Below are 21696 nucleotides of genomic sequence, written 5' to 3'. Positions count from 1 at the left end.
CATCAGGTACGCGGCAGGGTGACGCCGCGCTGTCCCATGTACTTGCCGCCACGATCCGCGTAGGAGGTGGCACACACCTCGTCGGACTCGAGGAACAGCATCTGCGCCACGCCTTCGTTGGCGTAGATCTTGGCCGGCAGGTTGGTGGTGTTGGAAAATTCCAGGGTCACGTGGCCTTCCCACTCGGGCTCCAGCGGGGTCACGTTGACGATAATGCCACAGCGGGCGTAGGTCGACTTGCCCAGGCAGATGGTCAACACGCTGCGCGGGATGCGGAAGTACTCAACGGTGCGCGCCAGCGCGAAGGAGTTCGGCGGAATCACGCAGACGTCACCCTTGACGTCGACAAAGCTCTTTTCGTCAAAGGCCTTGGGATCGACCACCGCCGAGTGAATATTGGTAAACACCTTGAATTCATCGGCGCAGCGAACGTCATAGCCGTAGCTCGAGGTCCCATAGGAGATGACCCGCCGTTCGTTGACGTAGCGAACTTGGTCGGCCTCGAAGGGCTCGATCATGCCCTCGTTTTCGGCCATGCGGCGGATCCATTTGTCGGACTTGATGCTCATGGGACTTCCTGCTGGGTGCTCAAAGAGTGGACGCGTTCGGTGGGGCCACATGATAGCGGCCCCCCGATGCCACGTCACGATGCAATAGTAACGCCTGCCCTGTGGGTGCTTGACCCGGGTCAGCGCCACCAGGCTACGTTCGTGTCGCTGGGACTGATGCTCTAGTCGCTGAAGCTGATGCTCGGGCCATCATCACCGCCCTGGGCGCCAACCTGCTCTGCCACCTGGCGAGCCATCTCACGGAAGGACGTCGCGACCTCGCCTTCAGGCTCTGCCACCACGCTCGGCCGCCCACTGTCCACCTGCTCGCGAATCGTCAGGGAAAGTGGCAGCCGGCCCAACACTCGGGTGTCGTACTCTGCGGCGATCCGTTCGCCACCGCCTTCACCAAAGACCGGCTCGCTATGGCCACACTGGCTGCAGGTATGCAGGCTCATGTTCTCGACAACGCCTAGCACCGGCACCTTGACCTTGCGGAACATCTCGATGCCCTTACGCGCGTCGAGCAGGGCAATGTCCTGGGGCGTGGTAACGATCACGGCGCCATCGACGGGCACTTTCTGAGCCAATGTCAGCTGGATGTCGCCGGTGCCCGGGGGCATGTCGATGAACAGGTAATCCAGTTCGTTCCAGCGGGTCTGGTTGAGCATCTGCTGAAAGGCGCCAGCCACCATGGGTCCGCGCCAGACCATCGGCTCGCGCACATCCACCATAAAGGCCATGGACATCGCCTGGAGCCCGTGAGCTTCGAGGGGCAGGAACTGGTTTTCCCCACTCGCCTGTGGCCGCACACCCTCACCGACACCCAGCATCTGGGCCTGGCTCGGTCCATAGATGTCGGCATCGAGAACGCCGACACGATAGCCCTCGGCGGCCATGGCCAGCGCCAGATTGACGGTCACTGTCGACTTGCCGACGCCACCCTTGCCGGATGCCACGGCGACGATATGCTTGACCCCTTCGATCACGTCTCGCTCCTGTTACCAGATGGGTGCGGATAGCCCGCCGGGCCAGTATAGAGGCAGCGACGGGCGAGGTTAAGCCGGATCACGCATGAATGGCGTCCACTACGCAACGAGCGAGCCCGTGGGCTCGCTCGTTGCGGGTACTGCATTCCATCGTTGTTACTGTCGGCTATCCTCGGCGGCGTCATCTCCTGTTACCGCGGAAGCGGCGTCACGCACCTTCTCGGCGGCCTGGCGGGCGACATCCTTTACAGTTTCCACTGCACCGGCGGCGCCTGCCGCGACTTCATCCGTCCACCCGTTGGTGGGCGCTTCATCCGTTTCGGAGGTCTGCTCGCTCGCGGCGGTGCTGTCTTCTGCACCCGATGCCGTGCTCTCCTCAGCACCCGAGGCCGTGCCTTCTTCACCAGCACCGGCACCAGCGCTCTGCTGCGAGGACTGCTCCTCGTCGCTGGAGGGCTTGCCCGTGGCTTCAGCCGACGCCACATCCTCGTCGTCCGCCGCGCTTTCATTAGAGCCTTGCTCGCTGGCGGCTGCCGCGCTCTCACCGGACGGCCCGGTGTCGCTCTGGCTGGCCGGATCGGCAGACGAGCCGGTGGATGAGGCGCTGTCGTCGCCATTGACCGAGGCACCGTCAGCGACGGAAGTCGGGCGCTGGCCATCCCCCTGGCCGCTGCGGATGACCTCGACCGACCCAGTGCTGCCTCCGTTCTGCGCGGAGGAGCTGGAGTGACCGGCCGCCTCAGCGGTAGCACGATCCAGGTTTTCCAGCTCGATGCGCCAGGTATCCAGCTGTCCATTGAGGCGCGCCAAGCGCTGGCGGCGCTCTTCGGCTCGCGCTTCGAGCTCCTTGACCTTGGCAAACAGTTCGTCGCGACGGGCCACCGCCTCTTCGGCGCGGGCCTCGGCCTGACGTACGCGGGCCTCGGACTGCTCGCGCGCTTCGGCGTTCTCGGCAAGAATCTGTTCGAGGCGGGAATGAGCCTGCTCGGCTTGCTGCTGAGCCTCCTGCTGCTCGGTCTCCAGCCGTGCCACCTGCTGCTCGAGATCGCCTACAGACGTCTGTTTTTCCTCGATGCTGCTGCTCAGGTCGGCAAGCCGTTTTTCGGCGTCATCGATATCACTGGTCAGCGACTCTGACTCGGCCCTGAGGGTATCTCGCTGTTCGATCAGTGACTGCTGCTCGCTCTGGGCTTCTTCCAGCCGGTTGCGAGCGGCCACCAGGTCAGATTCCAATGCGGCTTGGGTGGCTTCCAATTCCTTGAGGTCCGCTTCCACCTGGGCGGCCTGTTCCTCGGCGCTGGCGCGAGCAGAGCGAGCGGCCTGCTCCTCTTCCTTCAGCGTCGCCAGCTGTCCGCGCAACTCCTCAAGCGAGGTCTCCGCTTCCTGCCACTGCGCCACCTGGCTTTCCAGCTCGTCACGCTGAGCGGACAGGGTCTCTTGGCTCTCTTCCAAGCCTGCTACCTGCTCGCGCAGGGTCTGAACGCGAGACTCGCTCGCTTCTAGCTCCTTGGAGAGCGCGGTGCGAGCCTCATTATTGGAGCTGGCACTCAACTGGGCACCGATGGCCCAGATCAAGCTCACACCCGCTACCGCTGCAATGCCCTTCACCCGATGATCCGAGAACAAGCCAGAGCCACCTGAAGAGGCGGGTGCAGGCTGAGTCTCGCTACCACGGCCATGTTGCTCGGTATTATTGTCCTTGTCGGGGTTGATCTCTTCCATTCGGGGTCTCCCTGGGGGTGCAATGATTCGCGTCCGTTATCTCTTATCGCGCCACGCCACACGCCTGCGCCGTGGCAGCGATCCATTCTTGTGCCGTTACTCTTGCGTCGCGCTGTCCTTCGCAATGCCCTTCGCCATATTCTTCAACAGGCCCTTCGCCATGTTCTTCACCGGGCCCTTCGCGATGCCCGCCGGGACGCTGGTCCAGCTAGTCACAGCATACTGCCAGTGGGCCACAACGTCAGGGGCAGCCATTGGCGAAAGTAGGCCTTAGCAAGCATTATCAAACACTACTCCTGGGCCTGACTCCTGCGGGCTCTAACCGCCACCGCCTGCCTCGGCTTTGACTGCTGGCCGGCCCAGCGGTTCCCCCTGTTGCGTCCTCTAGCGATGGCTCGCTCAAGCATGGTGACTAGCTATCCGGTCTGGCACGCAGGGCCTTGACCTTGCCGCGTTGCTTCTTGCCCTCGAGCCGACGTCGTTTGGCCGCCTTGCTCGGCTTGGTCGGCCGCCTAGCCTTGGGCACTACCAGACCTTGCTGCAACAGCGACTGCAGGCGTGCCAGTGCCGCCGCTCGATTGGCTTCCTGGGTGCGTTCGGACTGCGCCTTGATGATGACCACACCGTCCTGGGTGATGCGGTGGTCGTTAAGCGCCAGCAGTCGCTCCTTGACGTCGTCAGGTAGCGTCGAACTGGCGATGTCGAATCTCAGATGGATCGCTGACGCTACCTTGTTGACGTTCTGACCACCGGCGCCCTGGGCACGTATCGCGGTCATCACGATATCGCTGTAGGGGATCGACAGGCGTCGACTCAATTGCATGCTCTGCACCTCCTTCGTCCATACCGGTGCCGCCGTGGCGGTGGATTCACCGCGCGTTTGACGCTAATGGTGCGTCCGAGCGTATCATGCCTTATCCCTCAAGGACGATTTGGGCCCATGACCGCACCACGCTGGTATCAACACGCCATGTTCACCCTGCTGCCCCGACTGGCTTTGTTCATGTGGCGGGTCTTGAGCCAATTCCTGCATAACCGGGGGATGCTGCTGGCCGGCGGTGTTGGCTTCAATATCTTGCTGTCGACCATTCCACTGTTCGCCCTGATGGTGGTCGCCATGGCCCAGGTGGTGGACGAAGATCAGCTGATCAATGTCATCACCCTGCAGGCGCGCCACATTGCCCCGACCCACGCCGAGGTCATGCTGGAGTCCGTGCGTGCGCTGCTCGACTCGCGGGATGCGATCGGGATCTACGGTATCCCGGTGCTGCTGCTGTTCAGTTCCTTTGCCTTTCGCATGCTGGAAGACGCGTTGGCACTGATCTTCCGCAAACCCGACGTCAAGGACAGCCGCAGCCTGTGGGTCTCCTTTCTGCTGCCCTATGCGTTCATGCTGGTACTCAGCGCTGCGCTGCTGGCGTTGGCCATGGCAGTCAGCCTGGCCAACACCTTGAACGGTCTCTGGATGGCGATCAATGGCAAGGAACTGCCGCTGGCATCTCTGTCGGACACCGCCCTCAACCTGACCAGCTTTCTCGGGGTTTTCCTGCTGTTCAGCGCCATCTACAAGGTTCTGCCGGTGGTGCGAATATCGCTCAGGCGGGCGCTGGCGGGCGGGTTTGCCGCCGCCTTGATGTGGGAAGGCGTCAGAATCGCGCTGGTCTACTATTTCGCTAACCTGTCGCTGGTCAGTGCCGTTTATGGCCCGCTGGCCACGCTGATCGTGGTCCTCTTGAGCCTGGAGATAGGCGCCGTCATTCTCCTTTTAGGCGCCCAGGTCATCGCCGAACTCGAACACAACTGCCGGCTCGGACTGGCATGGCACCAGGATCCACGCCGGCGTCTGGCCACCGCGTCAGCGGTCAATGCCGATGGGTCTCCTTGCCCTTCAGGCGACGAATCAGCCCCATCAGACCCCGGCCGCTGACCATGCCCAGCAGATAGATCACCACGACCAGCAAGGCCATCGGCATCGCGATCGTCCAGCCAAGCAGATTCACCTGCACCATGTCGATGTTCTGCACCACCACAATGGCCACCAGCGCCAGAATCACCACCTTCACCACCAGCCAAACCTTGTCCATTGCTTGAGCACTCCTTGTGCCAATTTTCACTCAATGACATCGTCGCCACACCCGCCGGACGTGGCAGACAGCCTCCAGGGGGAACGCGGCCCAAGGCACAGGCGACATACCGGGCCAACCGTGCAAAACATGGGCACGCTGGTCAAAACTGTCAAGTTGCGGCGCCAACGCGTCTCACCCCGCCCACGCTAGCCCGCCAAGCTCCCGGCTCCGCGTCGCTCAGAAGGTCGACAGGCCGGTGGCTTCCATCACACGATAGCGCCACGCTGCCAGCCGGCCACTGGCGTCCCGCTCGCTCCAGGCGCGGCTGGCGCGGTGATGGGGAGGCGACTCCCAGCGCAGGTCGAACCATTGCCCCAGGGCATCGATCACCGGCAGCTCCCGACCTGTTACCTCGACACTGCTTTCGAGATTAAGGTCATCCAGGTTGCGCCGGGTCAGATTGGCGGAGCCAAGGATGACCGCATCGCGTGCAGACGGATCAGCCGTCGCCTCCTTGCGTAGCAGCACAACCTTGCTGTGACATTGTTCTCCCGACGTCAGACACCAACGCACCTGAACCCCCGAGGCCAGCAGTTCCTCGGCAACGGGCTGGTTGGGCAACCCACCCTTGCTGAAACCGAATGCCTCGCGGTTGGGGTCCAGCAGCACCCTCACCGTGGCGCCGCGTGACGCGGCGCGTTTCAGTCCCGCGATCACCTCACGATGGGCCAGGTAGAAGGCGGCAAGATCGAGCCTGTCGCCTGGGGAAGCCTCTTCGATACGCGCCAGCACGGCGTCACGGATGGCTCCCTCAGTCAGCAGTCTTGCCTCGGCGCCTGACGACTGGCGACGGTCAGCGTTGCCTGGTCCTGTCTCTCGACTATCGGGCAAGGCCACCTCAACGCCGGACCATGACGCCACCTCAGCCTCCGAGGCGATCACATCCCCGGCCAATGCACCATCGATACGTAGCGCTACATTGGAATGCAGGCTACTGGCGTCATGGGGATTTGCCGTGGAAATCAGCGTCGACCAGCCTTGGGGCGTATCGACCGTCAGTGTCTTGCGATGGTTGGCTCGGAAGTTGAGCAGCGCCAGATAGCTTCGTAGCGTCACCGGCTCGCCGCCAAACGCATTGGGCAACCAGCCTCCTTCACTATCGTTGCCGAGACGATGCAGGCCGAGATGCCAGAGTCCGGACCACAGCGGGTTGGAGGCGCGCAGTCTATCGAGCCGAGTCATGACCAGCTCTACCCCGGCGTCTTCCAGGCGCTGGTAGAGCGCCACCTGCTGCCCTCCGTAAAGGGTATTGAGAGGATCGGTGATCACCACGATACGCGGCGCGGGATCACGCTGTCGTGCCGCTATCAACGCGTCCGTCAGACGTTCGGCGATAGGCCTGAACCGGGCGCTTCTCGCCCCCGTCTGGCCCTCCAGGCGATTGAACAGGAACATGTCCATCACGATCAGGCGGCGGGCCTCGCCGATCATCGACACCGCCTCGTCGAAGATCTGCTGATCCAGCTGCTGTTGTCCCCGCCGGTCGTACCAGGTGCGATCGGTAAGCAACGACACCCGCTCGACCGAGCGCATCGGCCACGCCTTGCCCACGTCGCTGGGCAGCGGCTTGACGCTTTGCCAGATGGCCATGCCTGGCCACGCCAGCAACACCACCAGCAGGCTTCCTTTCAGTGCTTTACCCAGCCATCCCATGGCGCTTCCTTTTCGTTGGTCGAGTGGCGCCGATGATAGCGTAAAACTCCGGCCGACAACGGAAGCGCCCGGCACGAAGCCGGGCGCGGTCCCTGAGTCACACCAGCGGGCGTACCCCGCGGCGGCCTCAACTCATGGCCAGGATCCCACCGCACAGGGCAATGACGGCACCCAGCGCGCGCAGCAGGCGCTGTTCGCGCGCGGCCAGCCAGCCACCCAGCGAGCGTGCCAGCAAGGTAATCGCCAACGTCGAGATCGAGAACCCGATGACATAGCCCACCACAGACGCGGCGGCCGGCATCTCGGCGCCGTGGGCGATGCCGTGCAGCGCCATCACCGCCACCACCAGCACGCCGCCTAACGCTGTCGGTAAACGCAGCAGCGCCGCTGTCATCACACCGGCCACCAGCACCGACATAGCGATGCCGCTCTCGACTCCCGGAAGCAGCGACGGAGAGACCCAGCCCGCCAGGGCGATACCAGCCCCCACCAGCATACCCACCAGCGCCAGCAGCGGCGTCAGTCGACGCATGCTGGCGCCCTGCCCAAGACTCCACAGGCCGATGGCTGCCATGGCCAGCAAGTGGTCAAGCCCAAGCCAGGGATGCATCAAACCGCTGGCAAGACCACCGTGCTCTACCCCATGACCGGGATGTGCAAACACCACCGGCGCGGCCAGGCTCAAACCCAGGGCGGCCACCGCCGGAACAACATGAGACGCAGTGATGCGCTGTGTCATGACAAACTCCTTGCAGACAAAAGACGCCACGCCAGGCGCGGCCTTATTCCCTTACGGAACGCTCAGGCTTGGACCGCCTCGGTACGACGATCGGGCAGCATGCCCCGCTCGAGTATAAAACTGATAATGGTCTCTAGACCGACCCCGTCGTACAGGTTGGCAAAGACAAATGGTCGATCTCCTCGCATCTTGCGCGAGTCACGCTCCATCACGTCCAGAGAAGCATGCACCTGCTCAGCGATGTCGATCTTGTTGATGATCAAGAGATCGGACTTGGTAATCCCGGGACCACCCTTGCGCGGAATCTTGTCCCCCGCCGACACATCGATGACGTACAGCGTGAGGTCAGACAGCTCCGGGCTGAAGGTCGCCGACAGGTTATCGCCTCCGGACTCCACCAGTACCAGCTCGAGCCCCGGATGACGCTGATGGAGATCATCGATGGCCGCCAGATTCATCGAGGCATCCTCACGTATCGCGGTATGCGGACAGCCACCGGTCTCGACCCCGAGAATGCGATCGGGCGACAGCGCCTCATTGCGGGTCAGGAAGTCCGCATCTTCCTTGGTGTAGATATCATTGGTCACCACGGCGATATCGTAATGATCTCGTAGCGCTCGACAGAGCTGCCTGAGCAATGCGGTCTTGCCGGACCCCACTGGACCGCCGACACCGACGCGTAGACATTGGGAGGGAGTCGTAGTGCTGATCATGGCCTTCTCCTGGCGGTCGTGTCTGGCCCACGCTCGGGGCCAGGATGATGGTAAGGGCGACGTTCGGTCATGACGTCGATACCTTGTCTTTCATGTCGTCAAGCCATAGCGCTGGTCAAGGGCTTGCTTAGCTGCGAAACAGGCGCGAGTACTGGGTCTCGTGCAGGCTGCTGGCAAGCGCGACGCCGGGCAATGCCGGACCGAGCTCGTCATCTCGCAGCGCCTCGGCGCGCTCTACCGCGTGGACCAGAGCTGGACGCAGCCGTTCTACTATTCGCTGTGCCGCGGTATGCCCCAGGGGCAGTGCCTTGCAGGCCGCTGCCAGCTGGTTCTCAAGCCAGGCCCAGGCAAACCCCAGCATGGCGCTGTGCGGCAGCACCTGGCGCTGCACCGACAGCGCCGCAAAGGCGGTCACATAGCCTGGCGCAGCAGGCAACGCTGTCTCGGGCAGCAGGCCAAGATTGCCCATCAGGCGTGTCAAGGAAGCCCCCAGCTGGCGATCTTCCTCCAACAGCTCACGGGTCTCGCGGACTGCGGCGAGCCAGCGGTCCCACTCTGCAACGAGGGACGCGTCGCCTGCCTGCCAGGCCGTCATCTGGCGCATCAGCACCGGCAGTTCACACATCGCCAGGCCATCCTCCAGCACCCCCTCCAACCAGTCACCCAGGCTGGACTCGTCGGTGACCCAACCCAGTTCAAACGCGCTTTCCAGCCCCTGGGACCAGGCGAAGGCCCCAATCGGCAAGGCTGGGCTGACGAGCTGCAACAGGCCCAGCAGCGCCAAGTCGCCTAGCGCAAGGTCCGATGAGGAAGCCGTCTCCATCTCGGACATCAGACCGGCTCCCTGGACGGATCCTGAGACTGGCCGGAAGGCTCCTGCGAGTGATGGTGCGAGTGCCCGTGGGAGTGATGGTGCGAGTGCCCGTGGGAGTGATCGTGCGAGTGCTGGTGCGAGTGATCGTGCGAGTGCCCGTGCGAGTGCCCATGGGAATGTCCGCCCATGGTGTAGGCGCCCGGCTCCGGATCGAAGGGCGCCTGGTGTCGCTCGAGGATGGCGCCCAGCCGCTCGGCGAGTTCTTCCAGCACATGATCGGGGGCAATCCGCACGTAGCGGCGCTCCTGCCCCTGGAAAACGCCGCACCCGATGCCCAGCGTCACATGCCGGTTTCCCAGGTGATAGCACAGTCGCGCCAGGGCCAGGTCCGACTGCGGTCCAGGCAGAATCCAGGCACTCACTACCGGTTCTGGGGCCGCCACTACCCTCACGCACACGCCATCGTCGCTGGCCAGTCCGTCACCATGGCGCAGCACCGGTCCGCGCTCCAGGAACAGTCCCGCTCCGCGCCCGCTATCCAAGGTGACCCTCAGGCGGCCCTTGATACGATCGTCATAGGCCAGGGTCAGCGTGTCTTCGGCTTGGTCCTCCGCCAGCGGGCCAAGACGCTGTGTCAATGACAACAACGTGCTCATCGATATCTCCTAAAATGTAGTGCGGCCGCGACTTGCGGTTCTCCCTATTTCCACCACCTCACCCCACGGGCAGCCCTAGGGTTTGTACGAAAAGTCGACGAGCGCAGGCACTTTTCTAACACGCCCTAGAACAGGTGGTAGCGCTGTGCAAGGGGCAGTACGTCCAGCGGCTCGCAGGTCAAAAGCTCGCCATCACAGGTCACCTCATAGGTCTGGGCGTCAACCTTGAGGTCGGGGCAGCGATCATTCAGTTTCATATCGCGCTTGCGGATGCCGCGCACGTTGCGACATGCCACCAGCCGGCTGGCCAAACCCAGTGACTCCTTGAGTCCTGAGTCCAGCGCTGCCTGGGAGACAAAGCTCACCCGCGTCGCCGCAGCCGCTTGCCCCAGCGCACCGAACATCGGCCGATAGTGCACAGGCTGTGGCGTCGGAATCGAAGCGTTGGGGTCCCCCATGGGCGCCATGGCGATCATTCCGCCCTTGAGAACCAGAGCGGGCTTGACCCCGAAGAACGCCGGATCCCAGAGCACCAGATCCGCCAGCTTGCCCACCTCGACCGACCCAATTTCTTCGGCCATACCATGGGTGATTGCCGGATTGATGGTGTATTTGGCGATGTAGCGCCGAGCGCGAAGATTGTCTGCACCGCACGCCTCATCCTCGGGCAGCAACCCGCGCTGGACCTTCATCTTGTGGGCCGTCTGCCAGGTACGGCATACCACCTCGCCCACACGCCCCATGGCCTGGGAGTCAGAGGCGATCATCGAGATCACCCCCATGTCCTGCAGGATGTCTTCGGCTGCGATGGTCTCCCGACGAATACGCGAATCAGCAAAGGCCACGTCTTCGGGAATATTCGGGTCCAGGTGGTGGCACACCATCAACATGTCCAGGTGCTCATCGACGGTATTCACCGTGTAAGGCCTGGTGGGATTGGTCGAGGATGGCAGCACGTACTCTTTCGAGCAGGCGGTGATGATATCCGGCGCGTGCCCGCCACCCGCTCCCTCGGTGTGATAGGTGTGGATGCCCCGTTCCTTGAAGGCGGCCAGCGTATCCTCGACAAAACCCGACTCGTTGAGGGTGTCGGTGTGGATCGCGATCTGCACGTCATAGCGCTCGGCAACGCTTAGACAGGTGTCGATGGACGCAGGCGTGGTCCCCCAGTCTTCGTGCAGCTTGAGCCCCATGGCGCCTGCCTCGATCTGGGCTTCAAGCGCCTCGGGCAGGCTGGCGTTGCCCTTGCCCAGCAGGCCGATGTTCATCGGCAGGCTGTCGCAGGCCTTGAGCATGTGATGAATGTGCCAGGCGCCAGGCGTGCAGGTGGTGGCGTTGGAGCCGGTCGCAGGCCCGGTGCCACCTCCCAGCATGGTGGTGATGCCGCTGGCCAGGGCCTCATCCACCAATTGAGGACAAATGAAATGCACGTGGGCATCGATGGCACCCGCCGTAAGGATCTTGCCTTCCCCTGCGATGACCTCTGTCCCCGGCCCGATGACGATGGTGACATCCGGTTGGGTATCCGGATTACCGGCCTTGCCGATGGCAGCGATTCTGCCCGCCTGCAGCCCGACGTCGGCCTTGACGATGCCCCACCAGTCGAGAATCAGCGCGTTGGTGATCACCGTATCCATCACCGCCTCATCGACACGCTGGCTTTGCCCCATGCCATCACGGATCACCTTGCCACCGCCGAACTTGACCTCATCACCGTAGTGGGTCGCATCCTGCTCGACCTCGATCCACAGCTCGGTATCCCCCAGGCGCACCCGGTCGCCCACGGTGGGTCCGTAGATGTCGGCGTAGGCTTGACGACTGATCTTCATGACGGGTCTCCCTGAACATCCGATGCAGTATCCAAAGGCCCCATGACCTCGCCACGAAAGCCATAGATGTCACGAGTGCCGGCAAAGCTGACCAGGGTGACCTCACGGGTCTGGCCGGGCTCGAAACGCACGGCGCTGCCGGCAGCAACATCCAGCCTGAAGCCTCGAGCCTTGACGCGGTCAAACAAGAGCGCGGGATTGGTCTCGGCGAAATGGTAGTGCGAGCCGACCTGGATCGGCCGGTCGCCACGGTTGGCCACCTCGATGGTCACCCGCTCGCGCCCTTCACACAGTGCGATCTCGCCGTCCTTGAGTTGGTATTCTCCGGGTATCATGCCTCGCCCTCTGATGGTCCGTTGGCAACGACCTACTCCCATGTCGCTGCTGCAAGCCGCTGCGGCAGACGACACTGAGCAGGCATCCGTTCAGGTAATCGGATGATGGACGGTCACCAGCTTCGTGCCGTCAGGAAAGGTGGCTTCGACCTGAACTTCGTCGACCATGTCGGCAACGCCCTCCATGACATCGTCACGGCCCAGGATCTGTTTGCCGTAGCTCATCATCTCGGCGACGCTGCGCCCCTCACGGGCCCCCTCCATGATCTCGCAGCTGATCAACGCGACCGCCTCGGGATAGTTGAGCTTCAGGCCCTTGGCCCTTCGCCGTTCTGCTACCAACCCTGCGGTAAACAGCAGCAGCTTGTCCTTGTCTCTCGGTGTCAGCTCCATCGTTACTTCCTCAAGGTCAGACGACACGACGCTCGCTAGACGACGGTCGGCGTGGAGTCAGGTGAACCAGATGCGCGGCGGACAGGCCGTGCGCTCCAGCAACATCGGTCTTAGCAGTTTCCAGGCAGCCTCACACAGCGTCCAAGCTTCATGCCGCGAGTGCCCGAGATAGCGCAGCAGCAATACGCCGTCACGCAGAGTGACCGCCCATGGCTGTTGCATCATCGAGGGTGAAGACAGATCGACGACATCGTCGGTGCGTCCCTGTCGGCCCGCCAGCTGTTCACGCAGCACCTCTACCGCTGCCGCGCCATCGTCCAAGCCTACGGCCCAAAGGGTGGCCTGAACGCTGCAGCCACGCTGGCCCCAGGCGCCACTGAAGCGGCGGTGAAGCGGATCAAGTGGCTGACGCTCGATCCACAGCGGCTGGCCATCTCGGGCTAACCTGAAGCTCTGTTCCAGGTAGCCGCTGGCAAACGGCAGGTCACTGGCAGGCCGGCCCAGGGCGAGTACCTCCCAACCCAGGCAGCGCGCGTCCCCGTGCAACTCGATCTCGGTGGATTGGCGTCCACGAGAGCCATCGAAGGCAATGGTTTCCTGAGGCAGCCACTCGAGGCTGGCGCCGGGCTCGACCACCAGCCGGGTGCGCTGGGACCAGCTCACCTCGTTGCTGTCCGCCCGATACAGCTTGTTAGCGGCAGGGGTCGTGAGTAGTGCGCTGGCACCCCTTGCCACCCGTGCTTGAATGTCCAGCGCATCACCGCTGACCAGCCCGCCCGGTGGATGCAACAGGTAGACGTGGCAGGTGCCGTCGTGTCCTTCGGGGTAAAAGGGCCGCTGCACCCTCAAGGGGCCACGGTGATCCACTCGGTGTAATCGAGTCGCCGCACCATCATGGCGAAAGCCCAGTGACAGGCTCGCCTCCCAGCGCCGTCCCGCGTCGAAGCGATGGCCGTGCCGATCGGTCACATCCTGTAGTGTCTGCGCGCTCATGGTTCTCCCGGGCGATGGTTCGTGGTGACGCCGTCTGGCCACGCCACACAATACTGCCCGATGACGGTGCAATGGTCGTACCACCTCACCTATAAACCCTATCTTTTACTTTATTATCAATGACATATAATGCACCGAAAGTGCACCAAGAAGCCCTCTTAGCTATCTAAGGCACCAACTCGGTGCACCGCTAAGCGCATCCAGCATCATTTTGGTGCGCATGTCGCTATTGCTGTGGACCTCGTCGCCAGGACTGTGCAGCGTGGTCAGTTGTCTGCCCGAGACCTCACCCGCCCTTCCTGCCGCCCTTCTTCTACCTTCCCTTCACCGTCCTTCGATCGTCTTCCTGTCACGCCGCTTGCTACTGCCGTTAACCCTGCCTTAACCCCCCGCTTGGCTATGCTGCGCGCCTTCGAGAACCCAGGAGATCCATTATCATGGTTCGGGCCCCTTTCCCTGCCTTGCTGGCGGGCGTCCTGCTGTTGACGCTGGCTGGCTGCTCCATGATCGACGAGCCAACCTCCTACCCTGACAGGACCGACGCCTTGATCGCCCAGGTGCCGGACTGGTCGGCAGCTGTCGGCGGTAGCGACGTCGGCTCACTCAACGAGCTGATCGCGTCCGGTGCGCTCGATCAGCTCGTTGAAAAGGCGCTGCAGGCCAACCCCGGCCTGCAACAGACCCTGTTGACGCTGCGTATCCGCCAGACACAGCTGCGCCAGACCGGTGCTGACCGCCTGCCCGAGGTCGAAGCCGGCTTCAGCGCCAGTGACAGCGAAGACAGTGCCAGCACCTACAGCGGCTCAGTCACGGTCAGTTGGGAAGCCGATCTGTGGCAGAAGATTGCCGATCGCACCGCCGCCGCCGATCAGGACGTCGCACAACAGGCGGCCCTGTATCAGGCCGCCCGGGACACCTTGGCGGCCGACGTGATGACCAGCTGGCTTGCGCTGATCGCTCAGCGTCATGCCATCACCATCCAGCAGCAGCGCCTGTCCACCCTTGAAAGCAACGAGTCCCTGATCCTTGAGCGCTATCGCAGCGGGCTCGGCAGCCTCGAGGACCTGGACAGCGCGCGAAGCTCCACGGCCAGTGCCCGTGCCAGCCTGGTGGAGTATCAAGAGAGCCTGGCGCAGCAGCAGCGTGCACTGCAGACCCTGCTGGGCGAGATTCCCGATAGCGGCGAGGCGGTGGCCGACGACTATCCCGCGGTACTGACACCGCTGGCAGAGCTGCCAAGTCAGTCGCTGCGTCGCCGACCGGACCTGATCGCGGCCTACCACGCCATTCAGGCAGCCGACTATCGCACACACGCCGCCTACAAGGACCTGCTGCCAAGCATCAGCCTGCAGGCCGCCATCGAGGACGTGGCCGACTCGCCATCCCAGGCGCTGCTGGCCGATCCGGTGTGGTCGCTGCTGGGTCAACTGACGGCTCCGCTGTTCCAGGGAGGCGAGCTTCGCGCAGCCGCCGACGAAGCCGAACTGGAGACCGCGCAGGCCTACCAGGCGTACCGCGAGACCCTGCTCGAGGCGGTTGGCGAGGTGGAAGATGCCCTCGGGCTCGAGCGCTCGCTCGCCCTGCAACAGCAGCACATCGCCAATGCCCTGGACCGCCAGCAATCTACCCTGGCCCAGTACCAGTCGAGCTACCGCTCGGGGCTGGTCGACATCCTCGATCTGCTGTCGGTGCAACAGCAGACCTACGACCTCGAGGCGCAACTCGATGACCTCAACTATCAGCGCCTGGCCAATCGCATCGATCTCGGCCTGGCACTCGGACTGGGAGTGACCCCATGACACGTCGCTGGAGCAAAGCGCTGCCCCTGAGCCTGGCCCTCGCGGTACTGGCGGCGGTGGTGATTCATGTCGTCACGCCAGGTCAGGCACGAGGCCAGCACTCGCCACCCAGGCCTGGTGGCCAGCCGCAGGCCGATTCAGGCCAGGTGCAGGCAGGTCAGCAAGACCACCAGCAGACCCCCCAGCGCACCGAGGTGACGGTGGTCACTGCAGAGACCGCGGCCCACGCTGCCCGCATCAACGCCTACGGAGAAGCCAGTGCGCATTTCGAGCTGACCCTGAGCGCCGAGGTGTCCGGGCGCGTCGACGGCCTTGCCGACAACTTCGAGGGAGGTCTTCGTATCGGTAAGGGCGAACTGCTGGCCACCCTGGAGAACAGTGGTTACCAGGAGGCCCTGGCCGTCGCCCAATCGACGCTGGCCACTGCCGAGGTGAGCCTGCTGGAGGAACAACGCCAGGGAGAACAGTCCAGAATCGAGTGGCGCTCGTCGGGGCTCTCGGGCGAGCCTGACTCGCCGCTGGTACTTCGCGCCCCCCAGCTCGCCGCCGCGCAGGCGGCGGTCGATGAGGCCAAGGCGTCGCTGGCCGCCGCCCGCCAGGACCTCGACCAGACCCGCATCACCGCCCCCTTCGATGCCCTGATCACCGATCGCCACATCGCCCCGGGCAGTTTCGTGCAGTCTGGCACCGAGATCGCCACCCTGGTCAGCACCGACCGCATCGAGATCACCGTGAGTCTGTCCGCCGCGGAATGGGCGCAACTGCCGGACTCGGCCACGCTTGCCGGGGGTGACTGGCCCGTCACGCTGACCGATATCGAGAGCAGAGAGCAATGGACCGGCCAGGTCATCCGGGCGCATCAGCACCTGGACGCCACCAGCCGCCAGCGCTCGCTGGTGATCGCGGTTCAGGCCCCGTTCGACCAGACCCCCGCCCTGCTGCCCGGCACTTTCCTCGAGGCGAGCCTCAGCGGACGTACGCTCGATGGGTTGTGGCAGCTCCCCGCCACCGCCCTCGGCCAGTCCGGACAGCTCTGGTACGTCACCGACGATGACGCTCTGGCCAGCGTCTCGACCGCGGCCGTCTTCAGCGACGGTGCCACGATATACGTAAGACCGCCCGAGGCGATCGCTGATCAGCCGACCCGGGTGGTCGTGCAACCCCTGAGCAGCTACGTCCAGGGCATGCTGGTGACCACCGTGGAGGCCCGCCAGGATGTCTGACACGAGCCATCGCCAAGGCGTGATCGCCTGGTTTGCCCGCAACCCGGTCGCTGCCAATCTCTTGATGTTGCTGGTGATCGCGCTGGGCGTCAGCGCCCTTGGCACCCTCCAGAAAGAGGCCTTCCCGAGCACCGAACCCGACAGCCTGAGCATCTCGGTCAGCTACGACAGTGGCTCGGCAAGGCAGTCAGAAGAAGGACTCGCGATCAAGATCGAGGATGCGCTGGAAGGGGTCATCGGTATCGATTCGATCGTCAGCACCTCCACCACCAGTGGCACCACCGTGACCGTGGAGAAGACCTCCAACTACGACCTGGATACCCTGCTTAGAGACGTCAAGACCCAGGTGGACGCTATCTCCAACTTTCCGGCCGACGCCGACAATCCGGTCATCAGCAAGGCTGAGCGCGAGGAGCACTCGCTGTGGATTCAGCTCTATGGCGACGCTGACCGCGCCACCCTGCAACAGTTGGCCGACGACCTCAAGGCAGACCTGCTGGCCCATCAGGACGTCAGTCGTGTCTCGATCAGTGGCTGGCTCGATCCAATGATGGCCATCGAGATCGACGAGGGTCGCCTGGAAGCCTACGGCCTTTCGCTCACCGACGTGGAGGAAGCGGTCAATGCGAGCTCGACCAGCACTTCCAGCGCCGTATTGCGCAACGCCGATCTCTACCTGCAGCTCAAGGCGTCGCGCCAGGCCTACCTCAAGGATGAGTTCGCCGCCATTCCACTGATCACCACCGCCCAGGGCGATCAGATCCGCCTCGGTGATGTGGCCAGGATCCGCGACACCTTCGACGATACCACCTCCAGCCTGTCGCGCTTTGATGGCGAGGACAGCATCGCGTTACAGATCGTCACCACCGGCACCGATGACATTTCAGACTCGGTCATTGGCGCCCGCGACGTGATTCAGCAGTGGCGTGACGATGGGCTTCTGCCCCAGAACGTGCAGCTGGCCACCTGGTACGATCGCAGCACCTCGATCAACGAACGCCTGGCGCTGCTGATCGACAATGCGCTGTACGGAATTCTGCTGGTGTTTACCCTGCTGGCGCTGTTTCTCAACCTGAGGGTCGCGCTGTGGGTGGCCATGGGCCTCCCCTTTGTGTTCTGCGGTACGCTCTACTTCATGGGCGAGCCCCTGCTTGGGCTTACCCTCAATGAATTCACCACCTTTGGCTTCATCATGGCGCTGGGCATCGTGGTCGACGATGCCGTGGTCGTGGGCGAAAGCGTCTACGCCGAGCGCCGCGCCCATGGTGACACCCTGGACAACACCATTCGTGGCACCCTGCGCGTCGCGGTGCCCACCCTGTTTGGCGTGTTTACCACGGTGGTGGCCTTCTTTGCGCTCTCGCAGATAGAGGGCAGACTGGGCAAGCTCTACGCCCAATTCGCCGCCGTGGTCGGCCTGTGTCTGGTGCTGTCGATCATCGAGTCGAAGCTGATTCTGCCGGCCCACCTGGCGCACCTGAATACCCGCTCCTCGACTTCCCGTCATCGTCTTGGCCGGCTGTGGGGGCGGCTACAGGACGCCGCCTCTGGCGCGATGGAACGCTTCACCCAGGCCGTCTATCGTCCGCTGGTCAAGCTCGCTCTGGTGCATCGAACCAGCGTCACAGTGCTGTTCACGGCGCTGTTGATCCTGGTCCTGGCCATGCCGTTCAACGGCAGCATTCGCATGAGTTTCTTCCCCGATATTGCAGGCGATACGGCGCGCGCCAACATCACGCTGGAAAACGATGCGAGTTACGGCTTGACCCACCGGGCGCTGGACCGCCTGCAGGACAGTGCCATCGAGGCCGATACCACGCTGCGCCAGGGCAAAGGCGTCAGCGCCATCGAGCACCTGCAGATCACCTCGAGTGATGACCAGTCAGGGACTGTCACGGTCAAGCTTGCCGATGATTCGCCCTACGACCTTGACCAGTTCGCACACCAGTGGACGGCCCTTGCCGGGCTCCCGGAAGGCACCCGCACGCTGAGTGTTCAGAGCCGGCGCAGTGACTTCTCTGCGCTTCGCGTCGAGCTTCGCGCCAGCGACGATACCCTGCTGAGCGCGGCCGGCGACGAGTTCCGCGCGCGTCTTGAAGCCATCGATGCCGTCAGCGGCCTGGAAGACAACCTCCGCCCGGGCCAACCTCAGCTTCAGCTCGACCTCACCGCCCAGGGGCGCGCGCTTGGCATGACCACCGACGAGCTGGCCGAACAGGTCATGCAGGGCTTCAATGGTCAGGTGGTGCAGCGCTATCAGCGCGGCAACGACGAGATAGAGGTGAAGGTGCGCTTTCCCGAGAGCGAGCGCCAGTCGCTGGTCGACGTGCTGTCGTCGCGGGTACGTGCACCGGATGGTACCGTGCTGCCGCTGTCCAGCGTCGCTACAGCGAGTCTCGGCTACACCCGCGACACCATCACCCGGATCGATAACCAGCGGGCCATCTATATTTCCGGCGACGTGGACAAGGAGCTGATCTCGGCCAGCGAACTGGTGACCCTGCTCGAACAGGAGGTCGTCCCGGATATCCGCAGCGCCTACCCCGGCGTCGACATCCACTTCGCTGGCGAGGCCGAGCAGCAGCAGGAAACCCAGTCCTCGATGGTCACGGTCTTTGCCTTCGCCATACTGCTGATCTACATGCTGCTGGCGGTCCCCCTGAAGTCCTACGTTCAGCCTCTGCTGATCATGACCGCGATCCCCTTCGGCGTGGTCGGGGCGCTGCTCGGTCACTGGCTCAATGACCTGTCCCTCGGGATCCTGTCCCTCAATGGCATCATTGCCCTGTCCGGCGTGGTGGTAAACGACAGCCTTTTGCTGGTGTCCCGTTTCAACGAGCTGCGAGACGAAGGCCTGGCCATCCCGGACGCCATCGTCGCCTCCGCCACCAGTCGCATGCGTGCAGTCGTGCTGACCTCGGCCACCACCTTTGCCGGGCTCTATCCCCTCCTGGGAGAAACGTCCCATCAGGCCCAGTTTCTGATTCCGGCCGCAGTGTCGCTGGCATACGGTATCCTGTTCGCCACCCTGATCACGCTAATCCTGATACCGGTGCTGCTGAGCCTGCAGACCAGCCTCGAGCAATGGCTCGCACGCTGGAGGCGACGCACGCCCGGTGAAGACGAGGCCGAAACCCCATGCTGAACGTGCTGCTGGTGGAAGATGACCTGGATCTGGCCATGACCATCGTGCAATACCTGGAGATCCAGCAGATCCGGTGCGATCACGCCAGCAATGGCCAGCGCGGGCTCACGCTCATCCGCGACAATCGCTATGACGTCATCCTGCTGGATCTCAATCTGCCGCGACTGGATGGCCTGAGCGTCTGCCGCGAGGTTCGCCACGCGGGCGATGACACCAGCATCCTGATGTTGACCGCCCGCGACCGCCTCGACGACAAGGTCGATGGCTTCGAGGCGGGCGCCGATGACTACCTGGTCAAGCCGTTCGAACTGAAGGAGTTGGCGCTGCGCATTCGCGCCCTGGGCCAGCGACGCAGCGGGCAGATCAAGCGGCTGCACTACGCTGGCCTGGTGATGGATCTGGTCTCACTGACGGTGCTTAGAGACGGTCAGCCGCTGCACCTGTCACCTACCGGCTGGCGACTGCTGGAACCCCTGCTGCGCGCATCACCCGGGGTCGTCAGCCGCCGCGCTCTGGAGGAGGCGGTGTGGGGCGAGGAACCTCCCGACAGCAATAGCCTCAAGGTACATATGCACCATCTGCGCAAGGCCGTGGATCGAGACTTCGATCCGCCGCTGATACACACGATCCCCGGACGCGGGTTCGCCTTGAGGGAGGCACGGGATGATCCGTCAGATACGCCTTAAGCGACAGCTCGCGGCGATCCTGCTCACCTTGGGTGCGCTGCTGGTGGGAGGCTACTCGCTGCTGGCGGCCCACTACTTCAAGCTGGGGATGGACAGCACCATGGTGGGGGCCATGGAACAGGCGGTGCATCAGCACATTCGCCAGCGGGCCAAAGGCACGGCAGAACCCGACCTGGACGCCTTCACCGTCACCTCGACCTGGCAGCAACAGCCCAGGCAGATCCGCAGCTTGTTGCCACAGCCGCCGCAGCAGGAGACGCGTCTGGTCACGTCGCGTGAGACGAAGCCGAATGGTCGCCGCGGCAGGCTGGTCTTCGCCATGCGCTTTCCCACCGCCGAGGGGACGCTGTTTGTCAGCCACACTCTGACACGCCAGCAGATGTCGAGCCTGGTACACCGCACCATTCGTGACAACCTCACAAGCCTTCTGCTTATCAGCCTCAGTACCGCCGTCGCCCTGGCACTGGCGATCTGGCTACTGCTGCGTCAGCTAAGCAAGCCGGTGGCGCGCCTGGGCCGGTGGGCGCGTGATCTGGAAAGCGCCAACCTGCAGGACCCTCTGCCGGACTTCCGCTACCCCGAGCTGAACGAACTGGCCTCGCTGGTACGCGACAGCCTGTCCTCCCAGAAAGACAGTCTCGAACGGGAACATCGCTTCCTGCGCCACTCAAGCCATGAATTGCGCACGCCGATCAGTGTGATGCGAAGCGGCATCGAACTGATCCGCTCGCTACCGCCGGAGCAGGCGCCTGCGGCCCGATCCGTGCTGGCGTCGATCATCGATCGCCTGGATCGCGCCAGCCTGAACATGAAGCATCTGACGGAAACCCTCCTGTGGCTAAGCCGCGACGAGCCCATCGATCTGCCCACCCGTCCCATCGCACTGGACCGGCTGGTACAGGACATCGTCGAAGAACACCGCTACCTGCTACGCGACAAGGACGTCGCCCTCAGCGTGACCACAAGCCCGGCCACCCTGGAACAGTCCGAGGTGGCACTACGCATGGTACTTGGCAACCTCATCCGCAACGCCTTCCAGCACACCTGGGCGGGTGACGTCACCCTGCGTCAGCAGGGCAAGACGGTCTTTATCGACAACCTGCAGCGCGCCGACGGGCAGGAAGACGGAAGCGGTGACAGCCAAGATGCCGACAACGATGCCCCCGCAGGCTACCCAGATACTGTCGACGACCTGGGCTTCGGCCTTGGCCTAGAGCTGACAGCTCAGCTCACCGAGCGGCTCGGCTGGCACTATCACAACCAGCCGGTGCCAGGGGGACACTACGTCCAGCTCACCCTGGTCGATGCCGCCGAGCCACACGGCTAAAGGCTC

The 21696-nt window shown here is 63.6% G+C and carries 20 protein-coding genes; 6 read left to right on the top strand and 14 right to left on the bottom strand.

Going from position 1 to position 21696, the window contains the following annotated elements:
- Nucleotides 1–2: 2 nt before the first annotated feature.
- The 4 genes from dcd to arfB all read right to left on the bottom strand — a co-directional run bounded on the left by dcd (nt 3) and on the right by arfB (nt 4082).
- A complete protein-coding gene (gene dcd, locus KUV72_RS17245) occupies nt 3–569 on the bottom strand; it encodes a dCTP deaminase (protein ID WP_206944619.1) in 567 nt (188 codons plus the stop codon).
- 161 nt (nt 570–730) lie between these two features.
- Entirely contained in the window at nt 731–1534 is an 804-nt protein-coding gene (gene apbC / locus KUV72_RS17240) for an iron-sulfur cluster carrier protein ApbC (protein WP_206944767.1), read from the bottom strand.
- 159 nt (nt 1535–1693) lie between these two features.
- Nucleotides 1694–3259: a hypothetical protein gene (locus KUV72_RS17235; RefSeq protein ID WP_222239209.1), complete on the bottom strand. Its 1566-nt coding sequence runs from the start codon at nt 3257–3259 to the stop codon at nt 1694–1696.
- 412 nt (nt 3260–3671) lie between these two features.
- Complete coding sequence (gene arfB / locus KUV72_RS17230; RefSeq protein ID WP_222163347.1) at nt 3672–4082, bottom strand: alternative ribosome rescue aminoacyl-tRNA hydrolase ArfB; 411 nt, start codon at nt 4080–4082, stop codon at nt 3672–3674.
- A gap of 117 nt (nt 4083–4199) precedes the next feature.
- Here arfB and KUV72_RS17225 point away from each other — a divergent pair, with 117 nt between their 5' ends.
- On the top strand, nt 4200–5186 hold the full coding sequence (locus tag KUV72_RS17225; protein WP_206944625.1) for a YihY/virulence factor BrkB family protein: 987 nt from the start codon (nt 4200–4202) through the stop codon (nt 5184–5186).
- Here the strand turns inward: KUV72_RS17225 and KUV72_RS17220 are convergent.
- The 10 genes from KUV72_RS17220 to KUV72_RS17175 all read right to left on the bottom strand — a co-directional run bounded on the left by KUV72_RS17220 (nt 5122) and on the right by KUV72_RS17175 (nt 13510).
- Nucleotides 5122–5343 (bottom strand): LapA family protein, encoded by a 222-nt coding sequence (locus KUV72_RS17220; protein WP_206944627.1) that lies wholly within the window; start codon nt 5341–5343, stop codon nt 5122–5124. The two genes, KUV72_RS17225 and KUV72_RS17220, sit on opposite strands and share 65 nt — an antisense overlap.
- 219 nt (nt 5344–5562) lie before the next feature.
- Nucleotides 5563–7038, bottom strand: coding sequence for a phospholipase D-like domain-containing protein (locus KUV72_RS17215; protein ID WP_222239208.1), 1476 nt, complete (start codon nt 7036–7038; stop codon nt 5563–5565).
- A 127-nt stretch (nt 7039–7165) separates the two neighbouring features.
- Nucleotides 7166–7777 carry a HupE/UreJ family protein gene (locus tag KUV72_RS17210; protein WP_206944631.1) on the bottom strand — a complete coding sequence of 204 codons (612 nt, stop codon included), beginning with the start codon at nt 7775–7777 and terminating at the stop codon, nt 7166–7168.
- Nucleotides 7778–7839: 62 nt separating this feature from the next.
- The gene (gene ureG, locus KUV72_RS17205) at nt 7840–8490 is read right to left on the bottom strand and encodes an urease accessory protein UreG (protein WP_206944634.1); all 651 of its coding nucleotides are present in this window, start codon (nt 8488–8490) and stop codon (nt 7840–7842) included.
- Nucleotides 8491–8617: 127 nt separating this feature from the next.
- Nucleotides 8618–9313 (bottom strand): urease accessory protein UreF, encoded by a 696-nt coding sequence (locus KUV72_RS17200; RefSeq protein ID WP_222239242.1) that lies wholly within the window; start codon nt 9311–9313, stop codon nt 8618–8620.
- A gap of 8 nt (nt 9314–9321) precedes the next feature.
- Nucleotides 9322–9960, bottom strand: a complete 639-nt coding sequence (ureE, locus tag KUV72_RS17195; protein WP_315857927.1) for an urease accessory protein UreE — start codon at nt 9958–9960, stop codon at nt 9322–9324.
- 125 nt (nt 9961–10085) lie between these two features.
- On the bottom strand, nt 10086–11789 hold the full coding sequence (ureC, locus tag KUV72_RS17190) for an urease subunit alpha (RefSeq protein WP_222163352.1): 1704 nt from the start codon (nt 11787–11789) through the stop codon (nt 10086–10088).
- Nucleotides 11786–12124 (bottom strand): urease subunit beta, encoded by a 339-nt coding sequence (locus KUV72_RS17185; RefSeq protein WP_222239207.1) that lies wholly within the window; start codon nt 12122–12124, stop codon nt 11786–11788. Before KUV72_RS17185 ends, ureC begins: the two co-directional genes overlap by 4 nt.
- Before the next feature lie 90 nt (nt 12125–12214).
- Nucleotides 12215–12517, bottom strand: coding sequence for an urease subunit gamma (gene ureA / locus KUV72_RS17180; RefSeq protein ID WP_206944647.1), 303 nt, complete (start codon nt 12515–12517; stop codon nt 12215–12217).
- A 57-nt stretch (nt 12518–12574) separates the two neighbouring features.
- Nucleotides 12575–13510, bottom strand: a complete 936-nt coding sequence (locus KUV72_RS17175; RefSeq protein ID WP_222239206.1) for an urease accessory protein UreD — start codon at nt 13508–13510, stop codon at nt 12575–12577.
- 437 nt (nt 13511–13947) lie between these two features.
- Between KUV72_RS17175 and KUV72_RS17170 the strand changes: the two genes are divergently transcribed.
- From KUV72_RS17170 to KUV72_RS17150, 5 genes are read left to right on the top strand one after another with little or no spacing between them, the layout of a single operon-like run.
- Nucleotides 13948–15309: a TolC family protein gene (locus KUV72_RS17170; protein ID WP_222239205.1), complete on the top strand. Its 1362-nt coding sequence runs from the start codon at nt 13948–13950 to the stop codon at nt 15307–15309.
- Nucleotides 15306–16532, top strand: coding sequence for an efflux RND transporter periplasmic adaptor subunit (locus KUV72_RS17165; protein WP_222239204.1), 1227 nt, complete (start codon nt 15306–15308; stop codon nt 16530–16532). Before KUV72_RS17170 ends, KUV72_RS17165 begins: the two co-directional genes overlap by 4 nt.
- A complete protein-coding gene (locus KUV72_RS17160) occupies nt 16525–19677 on the top strand; it encodes an efflux RND transporter permease subunit (protein ID WP_222239203.1) in 3153 nt (1050 codons plus the stop codon). The genes KUV72_RS17165 and KUV72_RS17160 overlap by 8 nt, the downstream gene beginning before the upstream one ends.
- Nucleotides 19671–20363, top strand: coding sequence for a response regulator transcription factor (locus KUV72_RS17155; RefSeq protein WP_222163358.1), 693 nt, complete (start codon nt 19671–19673; stop codon nt 20361–20363). The genes KUV72_RS17160 and KUV72_RS17155 overlap by 7 nt, the downstream gene beginning before the upstream one ends.
- Entirely contained in the window at nt 20341–21690 is a 1350-nt protein-coding gene (locus tag KUV72_RS17150; protein ID WP_222239202.1) for a sensor histidine kinase, read from the top strand. Before KUV72_RS17155 ends, KUV72_RS17150 begins: the two co-directional genes overlap by 23 nt.
- Nucleotides 21691–21696: the final 6 nt, after the last annotated feature.

The organism is Halomonas sp. DP4Y7-1 (assembly GCF_019800705.1).
In the GTDB taxonomy this organism is placed as follows: domain Bacteria; phylum Pseudomonadota; class Gammaproteobacteria; order Pseudomonadales; family Halomonadaceae; genus Halomonas; species Halomonas litopenaei_A.
This window is presented reverse-complemented; position numbering and strand designations above follow the sequence as displayed.